We start from the raw sequence: 20386 nt of genomic DNA on the forward strand, positions 1-20386 counted from the left end.
TAAATTAAATATAAGAATAGGTTGTTATCTTTTATAGCAATTAAAATAAGAAATATGCTTGGAGAACATTAATTGAATATTTTTAGATAAGATTTATTTTTTATTTTTTGCTCTCCGACATCTTTCAGAGCAGTATTTTACTTCATCCCATACTTTTGCCCATTTCTTACGCCAAGTAAATGGTAAACCACATACTACACAAACCTTCGTAGGTAAATGCTGTTTTTTCATATACCTAACTCCTCAAGAAACTTTTTACTATCTTGTCTAATTAGTTCTTTCTTCTCATTAGTCATCTTTTCATAAGATTTATAAATCATTGCCAAGCGTGGGTTATTAGCGAGCTTTGATTTATTTCTAGCTAAGAAATCCCAATATAAGTAATTAAATGGACAAGCACCACCTCCATTTTTCTCACTGACTTTATAACTACAATTATCACAATAGTTTGACATTTTTTTGATATAGCTCCCACTAGCAGCATAGGGTTTACTTGCCAAATACCCATCATCTGCAAAAAGTACCATTCCTGATACATTTGGTAACTCAACCCACTCATAAGCATCTGCATATACTAACAAATACCACTCATTGACATACTTAGGATCAATCCCAGCTAATAATGCAAAATTTCCCAAAACCATTAGTCTTTGAATATGATGGGCATAGGCATTTTGTTTAGTTTCTTTGACACACTGATGAAGACAATTCATCTTAGTCTCAGTGTCCCAATAGAAGCTTGGTAATTTACGCGTTGCTTCTAGATAATTCATATCGCGATAGTCTGGCATTTTTAACCAATAAACACCACGTACGAACTCTCGCCAACCAAGAATTTGACGGATAAAACCCTCAACAGCATTTAAAGGAGCATTGTCATTATAATATGCTTTTTCAGCAGCCTTTATACACTCCATAGGTAATAGCATGCCACTATTAATATACATAGAAATATGTGAATGATACATCCATGCCTGCCCCTCAAGCATTGCATCTTGATAATCTCCAAAATCACTAAGTCTTTCTTTAACAAATAAATCTAGTGCTTCGAGCGCCTGCTCTCTAGTAACAGCATAATTAAATGGCTCAATATCTCCAAAATTATCAGCAAATGTTCTCTCGACTAACTTGATTACTCGCTTAGTTATATCATCTGCTGTACTTTTATATGGTTTTGGGATTTGCATATCAGAAGTTGGTGTTTTACGGTTTTGACTATCATAATTCCACTGTCCACCTTCTGGCTTGCCATCATTATCAAGCAAAATATTATGCTTAGTACGCATATAACGATAGAAATATTCCATGCGTATTTGCTTATAGTTTTTTGACCACTTTGCAAACTCATCAATTGGCGCTAAGAATCTATCATCTGTAAGTATTTCAACATCTATAGAGAAATCTTTCTGCCAACTTTGAATATCTTTTAATACACGATATTCACCTGGCTCAGTTACAATAAGCTTTTGTATACCAAGCTTTTTAATAACCTTCTCAACTTCACTATAAAATGAACCAGTATTCTTTGGATCATCTAATTTTGTATAGCAAACCTTATAACCTAATTTATGCAACTGCAGTGCAAAATGACGCATCGCTGAGAAAATATATACAAGCTTCTTTTTATGATGTTTAACATAACTAGCCTCTTGCATAACTTCACACATCATCACAACATCATTTGTCTTATCACAATCTTTCAAGCTAGAAATACTCTGCGAAAGTTGATCTCCTAGAATCAATCGTAAAGTCCTCATCAAAATAACTCCCCTTGAATATTCTCTACCTTTTGTTGTTTAGATTTTATTTTTTTAGTCCTTTTCCTACTAGCATGTTTTTTGACAATATTTTTAGTTTCTTGACTATTCTTTGAGTCTTTTCTAATTTTATAAATATTATCTGCGGCAAATTTCCGCGCTTGCTTTTCATCAACAATAGGATTTGGATAATCTACAGAATTATGCTTTTCTAGCCATGGTGTATGGATATTCTCATCACTTACATTTTCTAGCTCAGGTATCCATCTTTTGATAAATTCGCCATTAGGATCTTGGTCAATGCTTTGCTTAATAGGGTTATAAATACGGATACTATTTATACCTGTAGTTCCCGATTGCATTTGCACTTGTGAATAATGAATACCTGGTTCATAATCAGTAAATAATTTTGCTAAATATAGCGATGTAACACGCCAATCTAACCACAAATGATAGCTTGCAAAACTCATAAGCATTGCACGCATACGAAAGTTTAACCACCCTGTTGCAATCAATGCTCGCATACATGCATCTATCATCGGGAAACCAGTATTACCAGTTTTCCATGCCTCAAAATATTGCTGATTTAGCGGCTCTTTGCGTAGTTGATCATAGGCTGAATGCAAATTCTCATATTCAATATTTGATTGATCCTCTAACTTCTGCATAAAATGACAATGCCAGCGTAGACGCGATAAAAATGAACGCATTGCGCTTAACCATTTTGTTTTATTTTTTATACTACTAACTTTGATTTCTTTTTTACGCTGATTAGCTAACTGATATAGCTCTTTTATCGAGATAGCTCCAAAAGCTATATATGGCGACAATCTCGAACAACTTTTAAAGGCAGTAACTGGTGAAGACATCTCTTTAGTATAACCACAACCTCTTTGATACAAGAAACTATCAAGGATTCTAAGTGCGCGAACTCGACCACCTTTTTGCCGTTTATAGCAATTATCATACTCTAAACCAAGACTTTCAGCAGTAGGTATTTTAGTTTGATTTTCACAAATAAATTTAAGTTTTGTAGGTGCTTTCACAAGATTTTCACTCATGCGTTTGTGCCATAGCAAAGCCCAATTATCTCTATCAGCTAAACAACGAACTACACCATTTTGATATGGTTGATGCCATGTAATATCATTCTGTTTAAAAAACTTCTCAAGCTTAATATCACGCTGATATGTCCAATTATTCCAAGTTTCTTGATGCGACCAAACACTCTTGATAGGATGTTTTTGTATTAGTTGCTCAAAAACCTCTGCAGCATCACCAATCATTAAGATTAAAGGTTGTCCTAATCTCGTAAGCTCAGTATTTAACTCTTCTAAACATTCTGATAGAAACAAATATTGCCTATGACTCATATCAGGCTGTTGCCAAAGCTCAGGCTCAATTATATATATTGGTAAAACATCTCCTTTTGTAGCTGCCTGTGTTAAGGCTAAATTATCATCTATGCGTAAATCACGCTTAAACCAGACTACTTGCATTTGTATGATTTAGCTTTTTTTGATGTTTTGCAGCTCGGCCTGTTACTCTTTTACGCCAAAGTTTAAAGCTACTCGACTTAAGATTATTACGCATAATCTTTATAACTTGTGGCTCTGATAATCCGGTTATATTTTTGATTGCATCAAATGATGTTTTGTCACACCACGCCATTTCTATAATTTCACTGCTTGTTGTACTCTTATCACTCATAAATACCTCTCAAGATGTTAACTATGGAATAATCTCTTTACCGTCCCATGCGTAACATTTACCACTATCATCGGCTTTTAAGCCATCTAATACTTCAACTAACTTACTAGCTGAATACTCAGATGTGAAAAGCTTACCTTCAGCTACTCTAGCTTGGAAAGGCTTAGAAAGATGACTATCCACAGTCCCCGGATGCAACCCAACTATTATAGCACTTGGATTTACACGCTTAGTTTCGATACTTGCTGTTTTGATAAACATATTTAAAGCAGCCTTTGAGGCTCTATAAGCATACCAACCTCCAAGTTGATTATCCGAGATACTCCCAACTCTTGCAGAAATAGCTGCAAATATAGATTTAGTATCTTTAGCTAACTTGGGTATAAAATGCTTTGCTACTAAAGCTGGGAAAATTGTATTTGCCTTAAAAAGTTCAATAAATTTATCAGCTGATAGCTCTCTTAAAGCTTTCTCTGGCTTTATCTCGGAAGTGTGTAGTATACCAGTAGCTACAAAAATCAGATTTATAGCTCCTGATTTTTCATAAACATCTTTTGCAGCTTTCTCGATTATTGCTTCATCCGAGTAATCAATATGTTCATAAACTACACCTTCTACACAATCAATTACTTTAGAGTGTGAAAAAGCATATATATTAGCATTAGGGTATAACTGTTTTAATCTTTTTATGACTGCACTGCCTATAGAACCTGAAGCTCCGATAACTACTAGATTACTACTCATAATACTTTCCCCAACAATGGTTTAGTATTTTAAGTATACAAATAAGATTATGGATTTTTTATATGGATAGATAAATATTAAGAAAGTTTAATATACAGAAACTAATCAGCTATCAGATCATACTCAGTAGATTCTGTAATCTCGACAGTTGCAAACTCACCAACTTTTAGACCTCTCTCCGCTGCATCACCAACGATAACTTGTCCATCAACTTCTGGTGCATCATACTTAGTACGCCCAATTGCATAGTTTTCATCAAGGTTTATTGAATCGATTATAATTTTTTGCTCTGTACCAACAAAGTTTTCTAACTTATTAGCACTTATTTGAGCTTGCAGACTCATAAATTCATCTAAACGCTGTTGTTTAACCTCTTCCGAAATTAAATTATCAAGTTGATTTGCCCTTGCACCCTCTACCTCTGAGTATTTAAAACAACCAACTCTATCAAGCTGTGCCTTATCGATGAAGTCTAGTAAATGCTCAAAATCTGCTTCGGTCTCACCTGGGAAACCTACAATGAACGTACTTCGAATAGCTATATCTGGACAAATATCACGCCATTTATTAATTCTATCAAGTGTCTTTTGAGTATGAGCAGGTCGTTTCATCCTTTTGAGAACATCTGGTGATGAATGCTGTAACGGCACATCAAGATACGGATTTATTTTACCCTGAGCCATCAATGGTACGATCTTATCAACATGAGGGTATGGATACACATAATGCAACCTTGTCCACATATCTAACTCACCAAGAGCTGTTGAAAGATCCAAAATATTACTTTGATATTCTTTATCATTCCAAACTCCTGATTTATATTTGATATCAACACCATAAGCAGAAGTATCCTGTGATATTACAAGTAACTCTTTAACACCAGCATTTTTAAGCTTCTCCGCTTCACGCATGATATTATCAATCGAGCGACTTTTTAACTTACCACGAATGTCTGGAATAATGCAAAATGTACAAGTATTATTACACCCCTCTGATATTTTTAAGTACGAATAATGTCTTGGAGTAAGCTTAATACCTTGTGGCGGTACTAGTGAGACAAAATCATTAGCAAATATAGGTGCATGAGTATGTACAGCTTCTATTAAGTTCTCATAATCTTGAGGTCCAGTGATACTTAGAACTTCTGGATGTTTTTCTTTGATAAGATCTGCCTTATTTCCAAGACATCCTGTTACAAGAACTTTGCCGTTTTCTGCAATTGCTTCACCAATGACCTCCAAAGACTCATCTATAGCAGAATTTAAAAATCCACAAGTATTAACGATAACCATATCAGCATTATCATAACTATCTACCAAGTCATAACCTTCGGCTTTTAGCTTAGTTATGATACGCTCAGAATCAACAAGGTTTTTTGGACAGCCAAGACTCACAAAACCAATTTTAGGAATTTTAATCATAATATTTAATTTCAAACAAAAATTATGCGAATATTGTAGAACAATTTAATATAAAAAAATAGTTAAAGATAGAATTACAAACTTAGATATGAAAATTACTAATTAATTTGATGAATTATCTTCATCACATTTAACACCAAAATCAATTTCTGTTCTTCTATCTAGATAGTAAGCTTTCTCAGATGCTTTGTACATACATGCATCATTAACACCGTCTGTACAGAATTCATCATAGAACTGAGTTGGCTCTGCAGCTGGTTTTAATTTACCATAGCTAACAACACAAATTTGGTCTTTATTTACATTTTTACCTAGTAAATAGTTGTATACAGATTCAGCACGCTTTTGACCTAGATTAAAGTTATATTTTTCACTACCTCTAGGGTCAGTATTACCTGATAACTTAATAGGCTGATCTGGATGAGCAATCAAATAGTCAGCAGTTTTATCCAAACACTCTTTAGCATCATCAGTAATATTATAACTATCAAAACCAAAATATACTGATCTACAGTTGATATCCATAAGTTCTTTTTTCATTTGTTCTACTTGATCTGAACTCATATTATCAGAACCATATATTTGCGAAGACATCTCTAATGCCTGAGAACTATCAACACCAGAGTACTTATCTTTAATCAAATCACTATTGTCTGGTCTAGTACTAGAACAACTTGCTAACATAAGTATAGAACTTACAACAGCTACACTCATAATACTTTTTTTCATCATATTTAACTCCTGTTTTTAGCTATTTTCAAAACCTGAAACTTCATAATTACCGCCATTATCTGCATAACCTGAATAACTTGATCCATAATTCTCACCACTCTTAAGCGTACTGATAAAACCTGGACCACTAGTCTCATTTAAAGATGATCCATCTAAACTACCATTTGCATTAGCTTGCAGTGGAGGTCCCTTATACCACGCACAACCTGTAATTAACAAAGCTAAAGCTAAAACAACATAATTTTTAACTAAAACCTTCATACAAGCTCCCTAAAAGTTTTTTGGCGACCAACTAGGTGACTGAATTAAAATGTTACCATTGTTAGCTGAATCAACATTAAATTTATTATCTCCATCTAATGATACCATATCTAATGAACTATAACCTCTAGAGTTTGTCGATATGTACGCAATCATATTACCAAATGGTGAAACTGTAGGTGAACTATCTGATTTACCATTTGTGATATTTGTTACAGTCCCATTAGCTAAATTGAAATCAGCAATTTGAGTACCCTTTGACCTTAATTGATTCATAAAAATAATGTCTTTACCATCTGGAGTATAATTTGGCTCATAACCCTGATAGATCCTACTGCTCAATTTAGATGATTGAGGATATCTTGAGTTTACGGGTGCAACATAAATATTTGGACGCCCGCCTCTATCAGATGTGAACACTATACTTTGACCATTTGGAGAGAATTTCGGAGCTGTATTTATCCCATTTATTGTTATTCTCTTTAGTGCTTTAGTAGCTAGGTTTAATATATAAATGTTTGTCTGATCAGAATATCCCTTAGATAAAGCCAAGGCAATTTCTTTGCCATTTGGAGAAAATGATGGAGAACTATTGATACCTTTAAAGTTAGTTATCCTCCTAACCTTTCCTGTAGCTATCTCTAAAGTATATACACCCATGCTACCACCACTATAACTTGAGTAGACTATATACCTACCATCATTTGACCATGATGGCGTAGCTATCGGATTATCACTTTGTCTAAGAACAGTATGTTTATTATATCCATCATAATCAGATATTATTAGCTCATAAACTCTACCATACCTAGCATAAGGATTGCTTACTTGTACATATGCTAATTTAGTTAAGAAAAAGCCTTGCTCACCAGTAAGTTTCTGGTATACATAATTAGCGATCTTATGAGCTAAAGGTCTCACTAAAGATACACTTATATTTTTGTATGTTATTGATCTGATATAGCTTGTATCATTTCTCTTATATATTTGCACTTCAACAGTGTAACTATTATTTGAATTTTTTGTATATTTTGTTAAAACAACATAATCAGACTTCAAACTCTTCCAAGGTATATTCTGACTTTGATTAATTTCATACTTAATAGAGTCATCACCTTGTAGCTTACCATTATGATTAAGATCTGAAAGTATTATAGAATTTACTTGTTGAGGAAATTGATCTACAACATTATTACTAATTACCGTTACTAGCGGCTTTTGAATAACTCCAGTCGTCACCTCAGCAACTAAATCTGCATATAGACTAGAAATTAAAAAAACAAATATCGAAAAGCCTGTAATGATTTTTCTCATATTATTCCTCATTAACTTTGTTTAAATATAAAACTTATATTCTCTGTTTGTATAGTTCTTCTTGCCACAGGATTTGAGATATCTGGCGGTGTAGTATTTTTAATAGCATCTATCAATGACTGGTCACAACCATAATCACCTGACGTTCCTGTAAGTCTTATGAACTTTCCATTCCTAATAATTGCTCTTGGTAAATCGTATATACCTCTACAATCATCTTTAATCCAATTTGAGCCTACCCTATCCGTATATTCGGTGACATATTTACTCACTGCTAAATCAGCCTGATTCTTAGCTGCTTCACGCTTAGCTGATGCGATAGCCTCAGCTCTTGCCTTTGCCAATCTTTCTTGACGAGCTTTTTCTTCTGCTTCTTGTTTTGCTTTTAGTTCTTGTTCTTTTTTACGTTTTGCTTCCTCTTGAGCCTTCTTTTTCTCTTCTAGCTCTTTCTTACGCTCAGCCTCTTCTTGAGCTTGTCTCTTTTGCTCTGCTTGACGTTTTGCTTCAGCTTGTGCTTTTTTCTTTGCTTCTAGAATAGCTTTTCTTTTTGCTTCTAATTTAGCCCTTTTCTCAGCTTCAGCTTGTGCTTTTAATTTTTGCTGATGTTTTATGAGAGCTTGTCGTTTAGCTTGCTTAATATCTTCTCTAGCTTGCTTTAATTCTTGCTGATGATTTTCATAAGCAGAAAGCTGCTTATTTAATTCACTACTACTTATCGATGTTGCTTGAATAATTTGAAGCTTTTTGGGAGCTTTTTCAACCTGAGCACTCAAAGCTGCCCGGCTTGTTTCAAACTTTAAATCACTAATAAATGCCAGTGTGTATAGCAAAATCACTATGCCAACATGTACAAGTATTGCCTTTACTAGAAATGGGTTTTCATCGACTGTTTTTTTACAGAAAGTAATAACTTTTTGATAATTAAGATTTGCCATCTTCAGTGACTAACCCCACTTTATCTACACCAGCTCTTTGTATAAGAGCCATAGCTTTTACTACCTCACCATAGTTTGCACTACTATCACCACGCACGTATACAGGCTTACCCGGAGATTGCTGTGACAGACTAACAACTGCATTCGTAAGATCTCTAGCACTTAATGATGCTTTTGGATCACTAACTCCCTGATTAACAAAATACTCACCTTCTCTGTTTACTGTAACCACAATTGGCTTACTATCATTAGAGGGTATTTTTTCTGATTGCGCTTTAGGCAAATCGACCTTTACACCCTGAGTTAGTATAGGTGTTGTAATCATAAAAATAACCAAAAGCACTAACATTACATCAATATAAGGTACTACATTGATTTGCACCATTGGTCTCTTTTTTCTGAAGAATCTCTTATTTCTCTTTTTCATACTAAAAGCCTTTATCTAAAAGCTTTCTTGATGTTGCTGTTGCACTTCATCTCTATGAGCTTCTTTTAACAATAGGATACACAAATCATCCTGAAATGATTCATAACCAGACAAAACATCATCAACCTGATTAGACAACCTACTATGGCCAATAACTGCCGGAATTGCTACGAAAAGACCTAATGCTGTAGCAATCAGTGCTTCTGCAATATGAGGAGCAACTACAGAAATAGTAGCTTGCTCTACACCGCCTAAAGTATTAAATGACGACATAATACCCCAAACCGTGCCTACTAAACCAATATATGGAGATACTGCTCCTATAGTAGCTAAAGCAGGGAGTTTTCTATCCAGCTCTTTTGCTTCTTGAGCTATAGCTATACCTACTGTCCTTTCCATACCTTCTAGAATAGTATCGCCCTTTAATACTCCAGTATCCTTTAAGTTATTAAACTCTCTTAAGCCTGAGCAAAATATTATTGACTTACCAAAGATGTTTTCTTTATGTTGGAGATAATAATCATATAATTTCTGTATATGATGTCCTGCCCAAAACAACTTATCAAATTGAACTTGCTCATTACGATATTTTTTGACACGATTGTTGACTTCAAACATAATAGCCCATGAGTAAACAGACATACCAACTAGACCTAACATAATAAGCTGAACTATAAAGTTAGCATGTAAAATTAATTGAACTAAAGAAATAGAATTATCCATAAATATTCCTGACAGATTTATATTTTCATATATTTTCGCGCGTGTTGTCGCTAATTATACGTAAACTAATATAAATTATAAACCATTTAATGCATCTAAATTAAATATAAATCTGTTATTATTTATAAATAATAAAATTTCAGATTGATATGTAATGAAAAAAACGACTTTACTTATACTAGCTTTTGTTGCTACAGCTTTAATCTCATGTACAAATTCAACCGGAGACTCTTTTGGCTATGTAGCTCCACCACCAACTGAACAAAACTTAGACTCTAATGAGCCAGGATATATGCAACAACCGGGTGGCGTTTCTGCAGGTATTATAGGCGAACAAGGCCATGCTAGCCATGATGCTTTTGTCACAATTAAAGAATAATTTTTTTACTTATCTGCGTCTATTATTTTTTTACCATCGACAACTGAATCTTCATTTAGATCGCTATTTTTAATTTTTTGCTTATACCTATAATGAGATATTGGACCAGACAATGCATATCCAATCATTATTAAATATAATAATCTCTCAGGCATAGTAAATAACATCAAAATTATCAATATAAAACATATTATGTAAAGTTTACTTATATTGCCCTTACCATCACTATCTTTAAAACTTCTAAATTTAATATCACTAACCATCATAAAAGCAAGATATAAAGCTGTAAATATAGTAACACACACTAGTAAAAATATAATAAAGTCATGACCTGTGTCTCCAGCTCTACCAATCAGCCACTGGCCAGACCAGATTAAACCACATATTGTAACAGCACCTGCTGGACATGGCATACCATAGAAATATAATCTTCTCTCAAGTTTTTGTTCCTCTGAGTCCGCTGGAACTTCAATCATAGTATCAAACTTTGCTAGTCTTAGGGCTACTGCTAATAAATATAAAAATGAAATAGCAGCTCCTATAGGTCCAAGATGATGCAACATCCAAAAATACATTACCAATGCAGGAGTAGCCCCAAATGAAACAACATCTGCGAGACTATCTAAAGCAGCACCAAACTCGGTTTGAGTATGAGTGTATCTTGCTACTCTACCATCAAATGCATCAGCAAACCCTGACAATAACATATATACCGCTGATGAAATAAAATTACCTTGAAAAGCGGCAATAATAGCCAAAAAAGCAAATAATAAACTAGCACTCGTAAATAGGCTAGGAAGTATATACTTCGACCTCTTCATATCAATATTTTCTAATAACCACATAACTTTAACCCTACTATTTTCTTAACAAATCTGGTCTTAATATTTTAGCCCCACGTAGATATACATGATTTATATCAACTTGCGACTTAGTTGTATTATATGTCAACATAATCCGAATACAAAATTCTAATGCTCCCTCACGCGTCATTTGTTGACAGTCAATCAAAGGCACATCCACCAAGCCAATATCACGAGCTGCAACGGCAGGAAACTCTGATTTAATATCCTGGGTTGCTGTAAATATGATGTTAACGATATCTTCAGACTCAATATCATTATGATTTATCATCTCCTGCAAAAGTTCTCTAGTCATACTTATTACATTTTCTTTAGTATCACTATCTATTGTTGTTGCACCCCTGACTGATCTCTGCATAAGGTCTTCCTCAATTAGTACCAATAATTTTTTGTTTAAGAAGTCTCGGAAGAGGGAAGTAAACCTCTTCTTTGATACCATCAAACTCCTCCACATCAACACCACCTTTACAGACATTAGATATTTCAGAGATTATCTGTTGAACAAGATATTCAGGCGCAGAGGCTCCAGCACTGACTCCACAAACTTTCTTATTATCAAACCATGCACTTTTGATATCCGCAGGATTATCTACCAAATAAGCATCAATCCCTTCTAGTGTCGCTAACTCTTTCAATCTATTAGAGTTAGAGCTATTTTGTGAGCCAACAACAACTAAAACATCTATTTCTTTAAGCATTGATTTTATTGCTGTTTGACGATTCTGTGTTGCATAACAAATATCTTCTTTTTTTGGTCCTTTGATATTTGGGAACCTATTTTTTAAGGACTCTATAATTCCTTGAGTTTCATCCACAGATAAAGTAGTTTGTGTCGCGTAATACAAATTATCAGGATCTTTTATATCTAGCTTAGCAACATCCTGTTCACTTTCGACCAAATATATAGCTCCTTTTTCACTACGATACTGACCCATAGTACCCTGAACCTCAGGATGTCCCTTATGCCCAATCAAAACACACTCAGCATCATTATTACTTGCTAAGCGAACACCTCTATGGACTTTAGTAACCAATGGACATGTTGCATCATATAACACAAGGTTTTTTTTAGCTGCAGCTTCTTCAACTCGAAGCGAAACACCATGAGCACTAAATATACACACAGCATCATTAGGAACTTCATCGACCTCTTTAACAAAAACCACGCCCTTTTTCTTTAAAGAATCAACAACAACCTTATTGTGGACAACTTCATGGCGCACATAAATAGGAGACCTTTCAACCTCTAGAACTTTCTCTACAGTCTCCACAGCTCTACTGACTCCTGCACAGAAACCTCTAGGATTAGCTAATAATATCTTCACCTAAATCCTCCTCTTTTTCAGCTATATCTAAAATCTTAGCTTCGAATACAATTATCTGACCAGATAAAGGGTGATTAAAGTCAACTGTAACATCATTTTCATTAATTTCAGTAATCAAACCTGGTAACTTAGAGCCATCTTTTTGGCTAAATGATACAATCAGACCTTCTTCTAACTCCATATCCTTCGGAAACCTATATTTAGGCACAGAATAAATGCTCGCAGGATGCTTTTCGCCAAAAGCCTCTTCTGGCATCAGAACAACTCTTTTACTATCTCCAACAGATGCTCCCTCTAGCTCACCTTCAACTTTATCAGTAAAGCATCCTTGACCCATTTGAAATATGAAAGGTCTATTATAGTTTTCTGTATCTTCAGCGATAGAACCATCTTTCAACCTAAATTTAAAGTGCATTTTCACAAAGCTGTCTGAAGTTATTTTCATATAAATTCTAATTGTATTTTTTGAACTTCAAGATACCATATTTAGAGATTTTATTCATCTTTTGTTTATATAACAAATTGATTTTATCAATATAAATCAATAACCTAAGCTACAAATACTATTCTCATCAAAAACTTTATAGTAGAATCCTATTAATAAGTCCATAAGTTTTATTACCACCTATGAAAAAACTACTAAGCATTACTTCAATAATACTGTCAACGTTAATTATAACAGGTTGTGAAACATTTACAGGAAGTGAAAATCCTAGTGATGAAAACCTTTCTTTTCCTACATTAGGACCTTGTACAGAAAAATTAATAGAGTCCAACCAATCTTTTATATGTTTAAAAGAACAAAAAGGTCCAGACTTAATTCAAACAAATATTAAGTTCGATGCAGATAGTTACAATCTTAATGACCAAGCCAAGCAAGTTCTCAACAAACTCTATGCTTACCTAAAGCTTACAGACACTACAACATTCACAATAAGGGGATATGCTGGAAAAGTAGAATCAAAACTACTAACCGATAAACACATATTGACTGAGTATAATATTAGACTATCCAAAAATCGTGCAGAAAGTGTTGAAGAGTATCTTGTTAGAAGAGGGTTAGATAAGGACAATGGAATTATAATTAAAGCCCTAGGATACCAAGACCCTATTGCACCAAATGATACAAGTTCAAATAGAGCAATAAACCAAAGAGCCGAGATTACTCTAAAAAGTAGACTCGTTGAACAAATAGATAACATAGAACAAAACCTAAAACATGTAAAACCTGCAGACTACACCAAATTCTTCTCAAATGTTTACCTATTAAATGGTAACGAAGTCGATGATGTATCAAGAATATACGACTCTAGAGAAAAAAGACCGGTACTAAGTACTAACTACAAGATATTCGCAGATAAAGAATACCCTCAGAATGTTGATAATAAAAACTTTATAATCATATCAGAGCCTAAACCAATAGCATCTTTTAACGACGATACCAAATACTACAGATTAGGAACAGCAAAATATGATCATACTTACAAAGGTATAACAGCTCTTACAATCACTAATCTAACCAGGGAGGCTAGTGTTGGTGATTACGTAATACCTGATGCTATTGCAGATCAAAAGCTTCCAAGTGAAACTTTTAAAATGAAAAGCAAAGTAACTGCAAATGTACTTGAAGATGTTATGAATACGAATACATTCTCCTCATCTTATAATAGTATCCTACTTAACAAGGGTGCTACTGATGGACTAAAACTAGGAGCTGAAGTAATATTATACGAACCTGAGAGTAGGACTGATGGCTTCCCTATTCCTCCGAAATATATAGGTTATGGCTTTGTATATAGGGAATCAAATAACTATTCTATAGCAATAATAGTTAACTCACTGCAGGAAATAACTAGCAGCTCAATGGCAACAACTCGACTGTAATGAATAATACTACCAAATCTATAATAATTCTTTCATGCACACCATATTTTGGCAATAGTCGCCTACTAAAAGCGTTAGTAGAAACTGGTGTTACTTTTAGTGAGATTATCGATAATCCAAGCAAATATACCAAAAACTTATTATTGCGTCACGAGAGTATAGAATATCTCAACAATAGAAAGTACCAAAGCTATCTAGACAAACTGTATAGCTGGCTAGAAAATAGTCATAATAAATTGATAACATACTCAGATCAAGCTTATCCAGAAAGTCTCAAACATATTAACAATCCTCCTTTTGTATTATATTGTACTGGTAATACAAAGCTTTTAGAGACTGCTCAATTAGCAATTGTTGGTGCAAGAAAAAACTCTACTTATGGAAAGAACGCCACCTACAAACTTTGCAAAGAACTTAAAGACTCAAATATCACAATAACGAGTGGACTAGCATATGGAATAGATACTCTAGCTCATAAATATGCTCTTGAAAACAGTTTAAGTACTATTGCGGTAGTAGGTACTGGAGTCGATATTATATACCCAAGTTCAAATAGAGAACTATATAGCAATATTATTTCCAATAATGGACTAATAATATCTGAATTACCTTTAGGAACAACGGCTTCGCGTTACACCTTCCCTCAGAGAAATCGTATAATTAGTGGACTATCTAAAGGAGTAGTTGTAATTGAAGCAGCTAGCAAAAGTGGCTCACTGATAACTGCTCAACATGCTCTTGAACAAAACAAAGAAGTATTTGCAGTACCGGGAAGTATTTTTAGCACATCTAGTCAAGGTTGCAATGAGTTAATCAAACAAGGAGCGAAACTTGTTTGTGATATCAATGATATTTTAGAAGAAATAAATATTGACCCAAACAACTCTTTACAAGAAACTTCTACAAAAATAGCTGACGATAATATAAACCTAAGCAACTCCGAAAAAGTGATTCTAGACATTATAGGTCAGGGGCTCACAACAATTGACAAAATAGTTGCTGAGTCAAAACTTCCTTATATGGAAATAACTCCAATCCTATTTGAACTCGAACTCAAATCGCTGATCGAATCAGTACCAGGTGGATATATAAATACGCAATAAATCGCAACTCAGTAATTACTATAGCCACAGGGGTCTGCTATACTCTATCTATGTGGTCATACTGGTGTTCAAGATGATTCTAGAGTCAATACTCAACATACTCAAAAATCCCTTCATAGCACTATTTTTAACAGTGAGTATTGGTTATCTACTCGGAAAGATAAAATATAAGACTTTTGTATTAGGTGGTATTTCAGGATCTCTGATAATTGGAGTGATCATAGGACAACTTAATATTATGATTCCACCAGAGATAGGCTCTTTGTTTTTTGCTTTATTTATATATGCCGTTGGCTATCAAGGAGGAGCACAATTTTTTAGATCATTAAATAAAAGTACTCTTTTATTGTTAGCTTCTTCGACTATAACATGTCTCTTAGGGTTAATATGTGTATTAGCTTTTGCTTGGATATTCCAATTAGATAAAGGGACTGCAGCTGGATTAGGTGCTGGAGGATTAACTCAATCAGCCATGATAGGTTCAGCAAATAATGCAATAGCTGCCATAAGCTCACTGCCAGAGTCGATTATTCATACAATGCAAGCTAACGTCGCCGTTGGATATGCAGTATGTTATATCTTTGGATCTTTTGGGCCAATTATCCTATTAGCTACAATCTTCCCCCTTATAATGAAATGGGATATCAGAAAAGAAGCTATTAAGCTAGCGACTGAACAATCAGATGGTAGCTTGGATTTAGAAGCTGGTCAATTCTCTGCTTTTAGCGAATACACTACTCGAGCATATAGAGTTAATCACAACTCAGAACTACTAAACAGATCAGTTGTAGAAATATATAAAGCATATGAGTATAAAGTAGTAATAGAAAATATCATTCGTAATGATAAGCTACTAACCATAACTCCTGAAATCACCATAAATACTAATGATATAGTAGCCATAACATTCTACGAAGATTTAGACATACAATCTATCATTTCAAATGATGATGAAGTTACCAAACCTCGGCAATTCAACTTCATTGAAGAAAAAAGATCTTTGATATTAACAAACAAAAACCTTTTCAACAAAACTATCCAAGAAATCAAAACCATAATTCAAGACAAAAACTACTATGGAGTATTTTTACAAAAAATTATTCGCTCTGGTCAAAAGCTTCCTATTTCTGACGAGCTAAAGCTAAGAAGAGGTGATGAAATTGTATTAGTAGGCAAACCAGAAGATCTTGATAAAATTAGCAACAAGATAGGGACTTATATTTCTGAAGCTCCGATCACTGATTTCATCTTCTTTGGTTTAGGAATGGTTTTAGGCTATATTTTGGGCCTAATAAGTTTCAATATCTTTGGTATTTCAATAACTTTAGGCGCTGGCGTTGGTTGCTTGCTATCAGGCTTGATTTTTGGTTGGATCAGATCAGTGAAACCTCAATTTAGCAATCTACCATTAGGGGCTTCTAATTTTATCAGAGACTTCGGTTTAGCAATATTTGTAGCTAGTGTTGGAATTACTGCTGGACCTCAAGCCATAATCGCCATCAAAGAGCACGGACTTACACTATTTTTCTTGGGTATTGGTGTAACTATCATACCTCAAGTAATTTCTTTTTACATATCGTACTATTTACTTAAAATCAAAAACCCTATTGTATTATTAGCAACTATTGCTGGTGGTAGAAGCGCAAATCCCGGTTTTGCAGCTCTATTAGAACGAGCTAGCAACGCTACCCCTATAATTCCATTCACATCATCTTATGCTTTAGCAAATATATGGCTAACACTATGGGGCCCTATTATAGTTGCATTAGTCACAATCATACCCAAATAAAAGGATATTTTTATGAGTCAACAAGATTTAAGTCCATTTGAATTTAAAGATGAATTAATAAAATTAGCAACAAGTAAAGCCGATAGATTAATGTTGAATGCTGGTCGTGGCAATCCTAATTTTTTGGCAACAGTTCCAAGACATGCTTTCTTACGTCTTGGAGACTTTGCACTTAAAGAATCTGAAAGATCTTACTCCTATCTTGATAACATCTTTGGTGGCTTACCTGAGAAAAAAGGCATATTAGAAAGATTTGATTTCTACTGCATGGCTAATGATAAGCTAGATGGAATTAGTTTTCTTAAAGCTGCAATCTCTTTCGTTGATGATCATTTAGGCATCAATAAAGAAGACTTTTTATATGAAATGACTAATGCATATCTTGGATGCAACTACCCTTCGCCACCAAGGATGCTTTCTATCACAGAGAAAATAGTAATGTACTATCTGCGTGAAGAACTCTATAAGAATACGGATATCCCACTAGAATTTGATATTTTTGCGACAGAAGGTGGTACTGCTGCTATGACATATATTTTCCAATCTGCGAAAATAAATGGTCTGCTTAATGCCAATGATAAAATAGCGATGATTAGCCCTATTTTTTCACCATATCTAGAAATTCCAGAACTTCCAGCATATAACAATACTATAGTTCACATCTATGCTGATGAACAAGCAGATTGGCAAGTTACTGACAAAGAACTTGAAAAGCTACTTGATCCTACTATCAAGATTCTCTGCTTAGTAAATCCAAGTAATCCACCATCTGTCAAAATTAGTGACTCTGTTCTAGACAAAATAGCGAATATCATCGGAGATCATCGATCTGATTTAATGATTATTACCGATGATGTTTATGCAACTTTTTCAGATGACTTTGAATCATTATTCTCAAAATGTGCCTACAACACCCTTTGCGTTTACTCATTCTCCAAATACTTTGGAGCAACTGGCTGGCGTATCGGTACGATTGCCCTACACAAAGACAATATTTTTGATAAACTAATTAGCGAACTTGATGATAGAAAGCTGCGTGAGCTTGATAAGCATTACAGCTCTCTTACAACAAATTCAAGAACATTAAAGTTTATTGATAGATTAGTAGCTGATAGTCGCTCTGTTGCACTAAATCATACTGCTGGTATCTCACTACCTCAACAATTACAAATGAGCCTTTTTGCGCTTTCTAGCTTATTAGATAGTCAAGATATTTATCGTAAAGAAGCAAAAAAGCTTATCAGAAGGCGCTACAATATCTTATTTAATTCCATATCACCTAAGATACCGCACCATTATAGTTCAGATAATGTTGGATATTATACACTTCTAGATTTAGAACATCTCTCAACTGTAATTTATGATAAGTTTTTTTCTAAATGGTTAATACAAAATCATAGTGTTAATGATATGCTAAAAACTTTAGCATCTGAAACAGGAGTAGTTCTTCTACCTGGTAATGGCTTTGATGATTCACACCCTTCCGCTAGAGTCTCTCTAGCAAACTTACGTGAATGTGACTATAGGAATATAGGAATCAATATTAGACAACAATTAGACAGCTTATATTCTGAATATAAAAAATCTTGCTAAAAATCAAAACCAAATAGACTTTTATCATACTAATTACTACAATATAGCTTTTAGTGATTTAGCTGTAAAATATGTTGAAAACAATAGAATCATTCTTTGATCTAAAAGCAAATAACACCTCAATAAAAAAAGAATTCCTAGCAGCATTAGCTTCCTTTCTAGCGATTTCTTATATCATCGTAGTAAATCCAAAAATACTAGCTGCTGCTGGTATGCCTAGCAATGCTTTGGTAACAAGCACAATCTTAATATCTGCTTTTGGTAGCATAATTATGGGATTATTTACACGCAATCCTTTTGTAGTAGCTCCCGGTATGGGAATGAATATTTTCTTCTCATATACTGCTGTATCAGTGTATCACCTACCATGGCAAACCGTATTAGGCGCAACATTTTGGTCAGGAATAATATTTAGCTTATTAGTAATTTTAAATATTCGTACAAAAATCATGCTAAGCCTCCCTAAGTCAATCAAGCAATCCCTAGGAGCTGGCATTGGACTCTTTATTGCATATATCGGCTTTATAAATAGTGGCTTTATTACTTCTAACGAAGGCCTATTAACTTTAAATAGCATCAATCCACATACCATATTATTTATGGCCTGTTTAATATTATTAGTAATACTTTTCATAAAAAAAATTCCTGCCCCAATTATCATAGTAATCATAATAGGCTATATATTCTCTATACCTTTAGAGCATTTTTCTCATGAAAAAATAATAGCTCTACCAACCACTATGGTAAGTGCTCCTGATTTCTCTTTGATAGGTCAAATAGATTTCACAAGTGGCTTAAAATTTGCTATTTTGCCAACAATATTCACGTTTTGCTTCTTAAGTCTTTTTGATGGTACTGGAACCATATCAAGCTTATATGGAAGTATGCAAAAAGAGCACAATCATAGAGATAAAGAACTAAAGAAAACCTTCCTTGCTGATGCTACAAGCGCTACAGTATCTGGCATACTAGGCTCTAGTCCATCTACAGTAGTTGTAGAATCCGGTGTAGGTATTGCTCAAGGAGCTCGCTCTGGCCTTACAGCTATATTTGCGGGTTTAATGTTTTTACCATTTTTATTCTTATCACCATTAATTAGCTCTATCCCAATAGAAGTCATTTCTCCAGCATTAATACTAATAGGTATAATGATGATGCAACAAGTAGCAAATGTTAATTGGAGCGACTTTGTTCAAGCAACACCGGCATTTTTCACCATAATAATGATGACCCTTGCATCATCGATATCAACAGGTATTGCTACGGGTATTCTAGTCTGGTTCTTAATATCTGTTTTTTGCAATAGAAAAGAGCTAAATATTACTGCCGGGATTATTACAATTTTCTGTGCAATCATGTTTCTTCATGCCGTTAATTTATTCTAAATGCACATCTACTTAAAGAACTAAAGCATCGCCATTTTTTT

22 protein-coding genes are annotated in these 20386 nt (G+C 34.1%); 6 read left to right on the forward strand and 16 right to left on the reverse strand.

Going from position 1 to position 20386, the window contains the following annotated elements; translation table 11 throughout:
• Nucleotides 1-93: 93 nt before the first annotated feature.
• The 12 genes from F0R75_RS06960 to tolQ all read right to left on the reverse strand — a co-directional run bounded on the left by F0R75_RS06960 (nt 94) and on the right by tolQ (nt 10024).
• The gene (locus tag F0R75_RS06960; RefSeq protein ID WP_004286486.1) at nt 94-231 is read right to left on the reverse strand and encodes a DUF2256 domain-containing protein; all 138 of its coding nucleotides are present in this window, start codon (nt 229-231) and stop codon (nt 94-96) included.
• Nucleotides 228-1757 (reverse strand): cryptochrome/photolyase family protein, encoded by a 1530-nt coding sequence (locus F0R75_RS06965; RefSeq protein ID WP_149367840.1) that lies wholly within the window; start codon nt 1755-1757, stop codon nt 228-230. Before F0R75_RS06965 ends, F0R75_RS06960 begins: the two co-directional genes overlap by 4 nt.
• On the reverse strand, nt 1757-3256 hold the full coding sequence (locus F0R75_RS06970; protein WP_149367839.1) for an FAD-binding domain-containing protein: 1500 nt from the start codon (nt 3254-3256) through the stop codon (nt 1757-1759). Before F0R75_RS06970 ends, F0R75_RS06965 begins: the two co-directional genes overlap by 1 nt.
• A complete protein-coding gene (locus tag F0R75_RS06975) occupies nt 3237-3467 on the reverse strand; it encodes a TIGR03643 family protein (RefSeq protein ID WP_149367838.1) in 231 nt (76 codons plus the stop codon). The genes F0R75_RS06970 and F0R75_RS06975 overlap by 20 nt, the downstream gene beginning before the upstream one ends.
• Before the next feature lie 21 nt (nt 3468-3488).
• The gene (locus F0R75_RS06980) at nt 3489-4211 is read right to left on the reverse strand and encodes an SDR family NAD(P)-dependent oxidoreductase (protein ID WP_149367837.1); all 723 of its coding nucleotides are present in this window, start codon (nt 4209-4211) and stop codon (nt 3489-3491) included.
• Nucleotides 4212-4312: 101 nt separating this feature from the next.
• The gene (gene rimO, locus F0R75_RS06985) at nt 4313-5632 is read right to left on the reverse strand and encodes a 30S ribosomal protein S12 methylthiotransferase RimO (RefSeq protein ID WP_149367836.1); all 1320 of its coding nucleotides are present in this window, start codon (nt 5630-5632) and stop codon (nt 4313-4315) included.
• 102 nt (nt 5633-5734) lie between these two features.
• Nucleotides 5735-6364 carry an OmpA family protein gene (locus tag F0R75_RS06990; protein WP_149367835.1) on the reverse strand — a complete coding sequence of 210 codons (630 nt, stop codon included), beginning with the start codon at nt 6362-6364 and terminating at the stop codon, nt 5735-5737.
• Nucleotides 6365-6379: 15 nt separating this feature from the next.
• Nucleotides 6380-6625: a hypothetical protein gene (locus F0R75_RS06995; protein ID WP_013922161.1), complete on the reverse strand. Its 246-nt coding sequence runs from the start codon at nt 6623-6625 to the stop codon at nt 6380-6382.
• Between the two features lie 9 nt (nt 6626-6634).
• Entirely contained in the window at nt 6635-7939 is a 1305-nt protein-coding gene (locus F0R75_RS07000) for a PD40 domain-containing protein (RefSeq protein ID WP_187985992.1), read from the reverse strand.
• A gap of 11 nt (nt 7940-7950) precedes the next feature.
• A complete protein-coding gene (gene tolA, locus F0R75_RS07005; RefSeq protein WP_149377248.1) occupies nt 7951-8874 on the reverse strand; it encodes a cell envelope integrity protein TolA in 924 nt (307 codons plus the stop codon).
• A complete protein-coding gene (tolR, locus tag F0R75_RS07010) occupies nt 8861-9301 on the reverse strand; it encodes a protein TolR (RefSeq protein ID WP_041263589.1) in 441 nt (146 codons plus the stop codon). Before tolR ends, tolA begins: the two co-directional genes overlap by 14 nt.
• Before the next feature lie 15 nt (nt 9302-9316).
• Nucleotides 9317-10024 (reverse strand): protein TolQ, encoded by a 708-nt coding sequence (gene tolQ / locus F0R75_RS07015; RefSeq protein ID WP_013922157.1) that lies wholly within the window; start codon nt 10022-10024, stop codon nt 9317-9319.
• Nucleotides 10025-10178: 154 nt separating this feature from the next.
• On the opposite strand from tolQ, the gene F0R75_RS07020 reads away from it, so the two are divergent.
• Nucleotides 10179-10403: a hypothetical protein gene (locus F0R75_RS07020; RefSeq protein ID WP_146421801.1), complete on the forward strand. Its 225-nt coding sequence runs from the start codon at nt 10179-10181 to the stop codon at nt 10401-10403.
• Nucleotides 10404-10408: 5 nt separating this feature from the next.
• Here F0R75_RS07020 and F0R75_RS07025 read toward each other — a convergent pair whose 3' ends face one another.
• From F0R75_RS07025 to fkpB, 4 genes are read right to left on the reverse strand one after another with little or no spacing between them, the layout of a single operon-like run.
• The gene (locus tag F0R75_RS07025; protein WP_013922155.1) at nt 10409-11248 is read right to left on the reverse strand and encodes a CDP-alcohol phosphatidyltransferase family protein; all 840 of its coding nucleotides are present in this window, start codon (nt 11246-11248) and stop codon (nt 10409-10411) included.
• Nucleotides 11249-11261: 13 nt separating this feature from the next.
• Complete coding sequence (gene aroH, locus F0R75_RS07030; protein WP_149367833.1) at nt 11262-11624, reverse strand: chorismate mutase; 363 nt, start codon at nt 11622-11624, stop codon at nt 11262-11264.
• 10 nt (nt 11625-11634) lie between these two features.
• Nucleotides 11635-12591, reverse strand: coding sequence for a 4-hydroxy-3-methylbut-2-enyl diphosphate reductase (gene ispH, locus F0R75_RS07035; RefSeq protein WP_149367832.1), 957 nt, complete (start codon nt 12589-12591; stop codon nt 11635-11637).
• Nucleotides 12572-13036, reverse strand: a complete 465-nt coding sequence (gene fkpB / locus F0R75_RS07040) for an FKBP-type peptidyl-prolyl cis-trans isomerase (RefSeq protein ID WP_149367831.1) — start codon at nt 13034-13036, stop codon at nt 12572-12574. Before fkpB ends, ispH begins: the two co-directional genes overlap by 20 nt.
• A gap of 182 nt (nt 13037-13218) precedes the next feature.
• Here fkpB and F0R75_RS07045 point away from each other — a divergent pair, with 182 nt between their 5' ends.
• The 5 genes from F0R75_RS07045 to F0R75_RS07065 all read left to right on the forward strand — a co-directional run bounded on the left by F0R75_RS07045 (nt 13219) and on the right by F0R75_RS07065 (nt 20345).
• Nucleotides 13219-14475 (forward strand): OmpA family protein, encoded by a 1257-nt coding sequence (locus F0R75_RS07045; protein ID WP_146421797.1) that lies wholly within the window; start codon nt 13219-13221, stop codon nt 14473-14475.
• On the forward strand, nt 14475-15578 hold the full coding sequence (dprA, locus tag F0R75_RS07050) for a DNA-processing protein DprA (protein ID WP_149367830.1): 1104 nt from the start codon (nt 14475-14477) through the stop codon (nt 15576-15578). The genes F0R75_RS07045 and dprA overlap by 1 nt, the downstream gene beginning before the upstream one ends.
• Before the next feature lie 73 nt (nt 15579-15651).
• Nucleotides 15652-17367 (forward strand): aspartate-alanine antiporter, encoded by a 1716-nt coding sequence (gene aspT / locus F0R75_RS07055; protein WP_149367829.1) that lies wholly within the window; start codon nt 15652-15654, stop codon nt 17365-17367.
• A 12-nt stretch (nt 17368-17379) separates the two neighbouring features.
• Entirely contained in the window at nt 17380-18960 is a 1581-nt protein-coding gene (locus tag F0R75_RS07060; protein WP_149367828.1) for a bifunctional aspartate transaminase/aspartate 4-decarboxylase, read from the forward strand.
• Between the two features lie 71 nt (nt 18961-19031).
• Nucleotides 19032-20345 (forward strand): NCS2 family permease, encoded by a 1314-nt coding sequence (locus F0R75_RS07065; RefSeq protein WP_149367827.1) that lies wholly within the window; start codon nt 19032-19034, stop codon nt 20343-20345.
• Nucleotides 20346-20386: the final 41 nt, after the last annotated feature.

Origin of the sequence: Francisella marina, assembly GCF_008369785.1 — a bacterium.
GTDB lineage: Bacteria > Pseudomonadota > Gammaproteobacteria > Francisellales > Francisellaceae > Francisella > Francisella salimarina.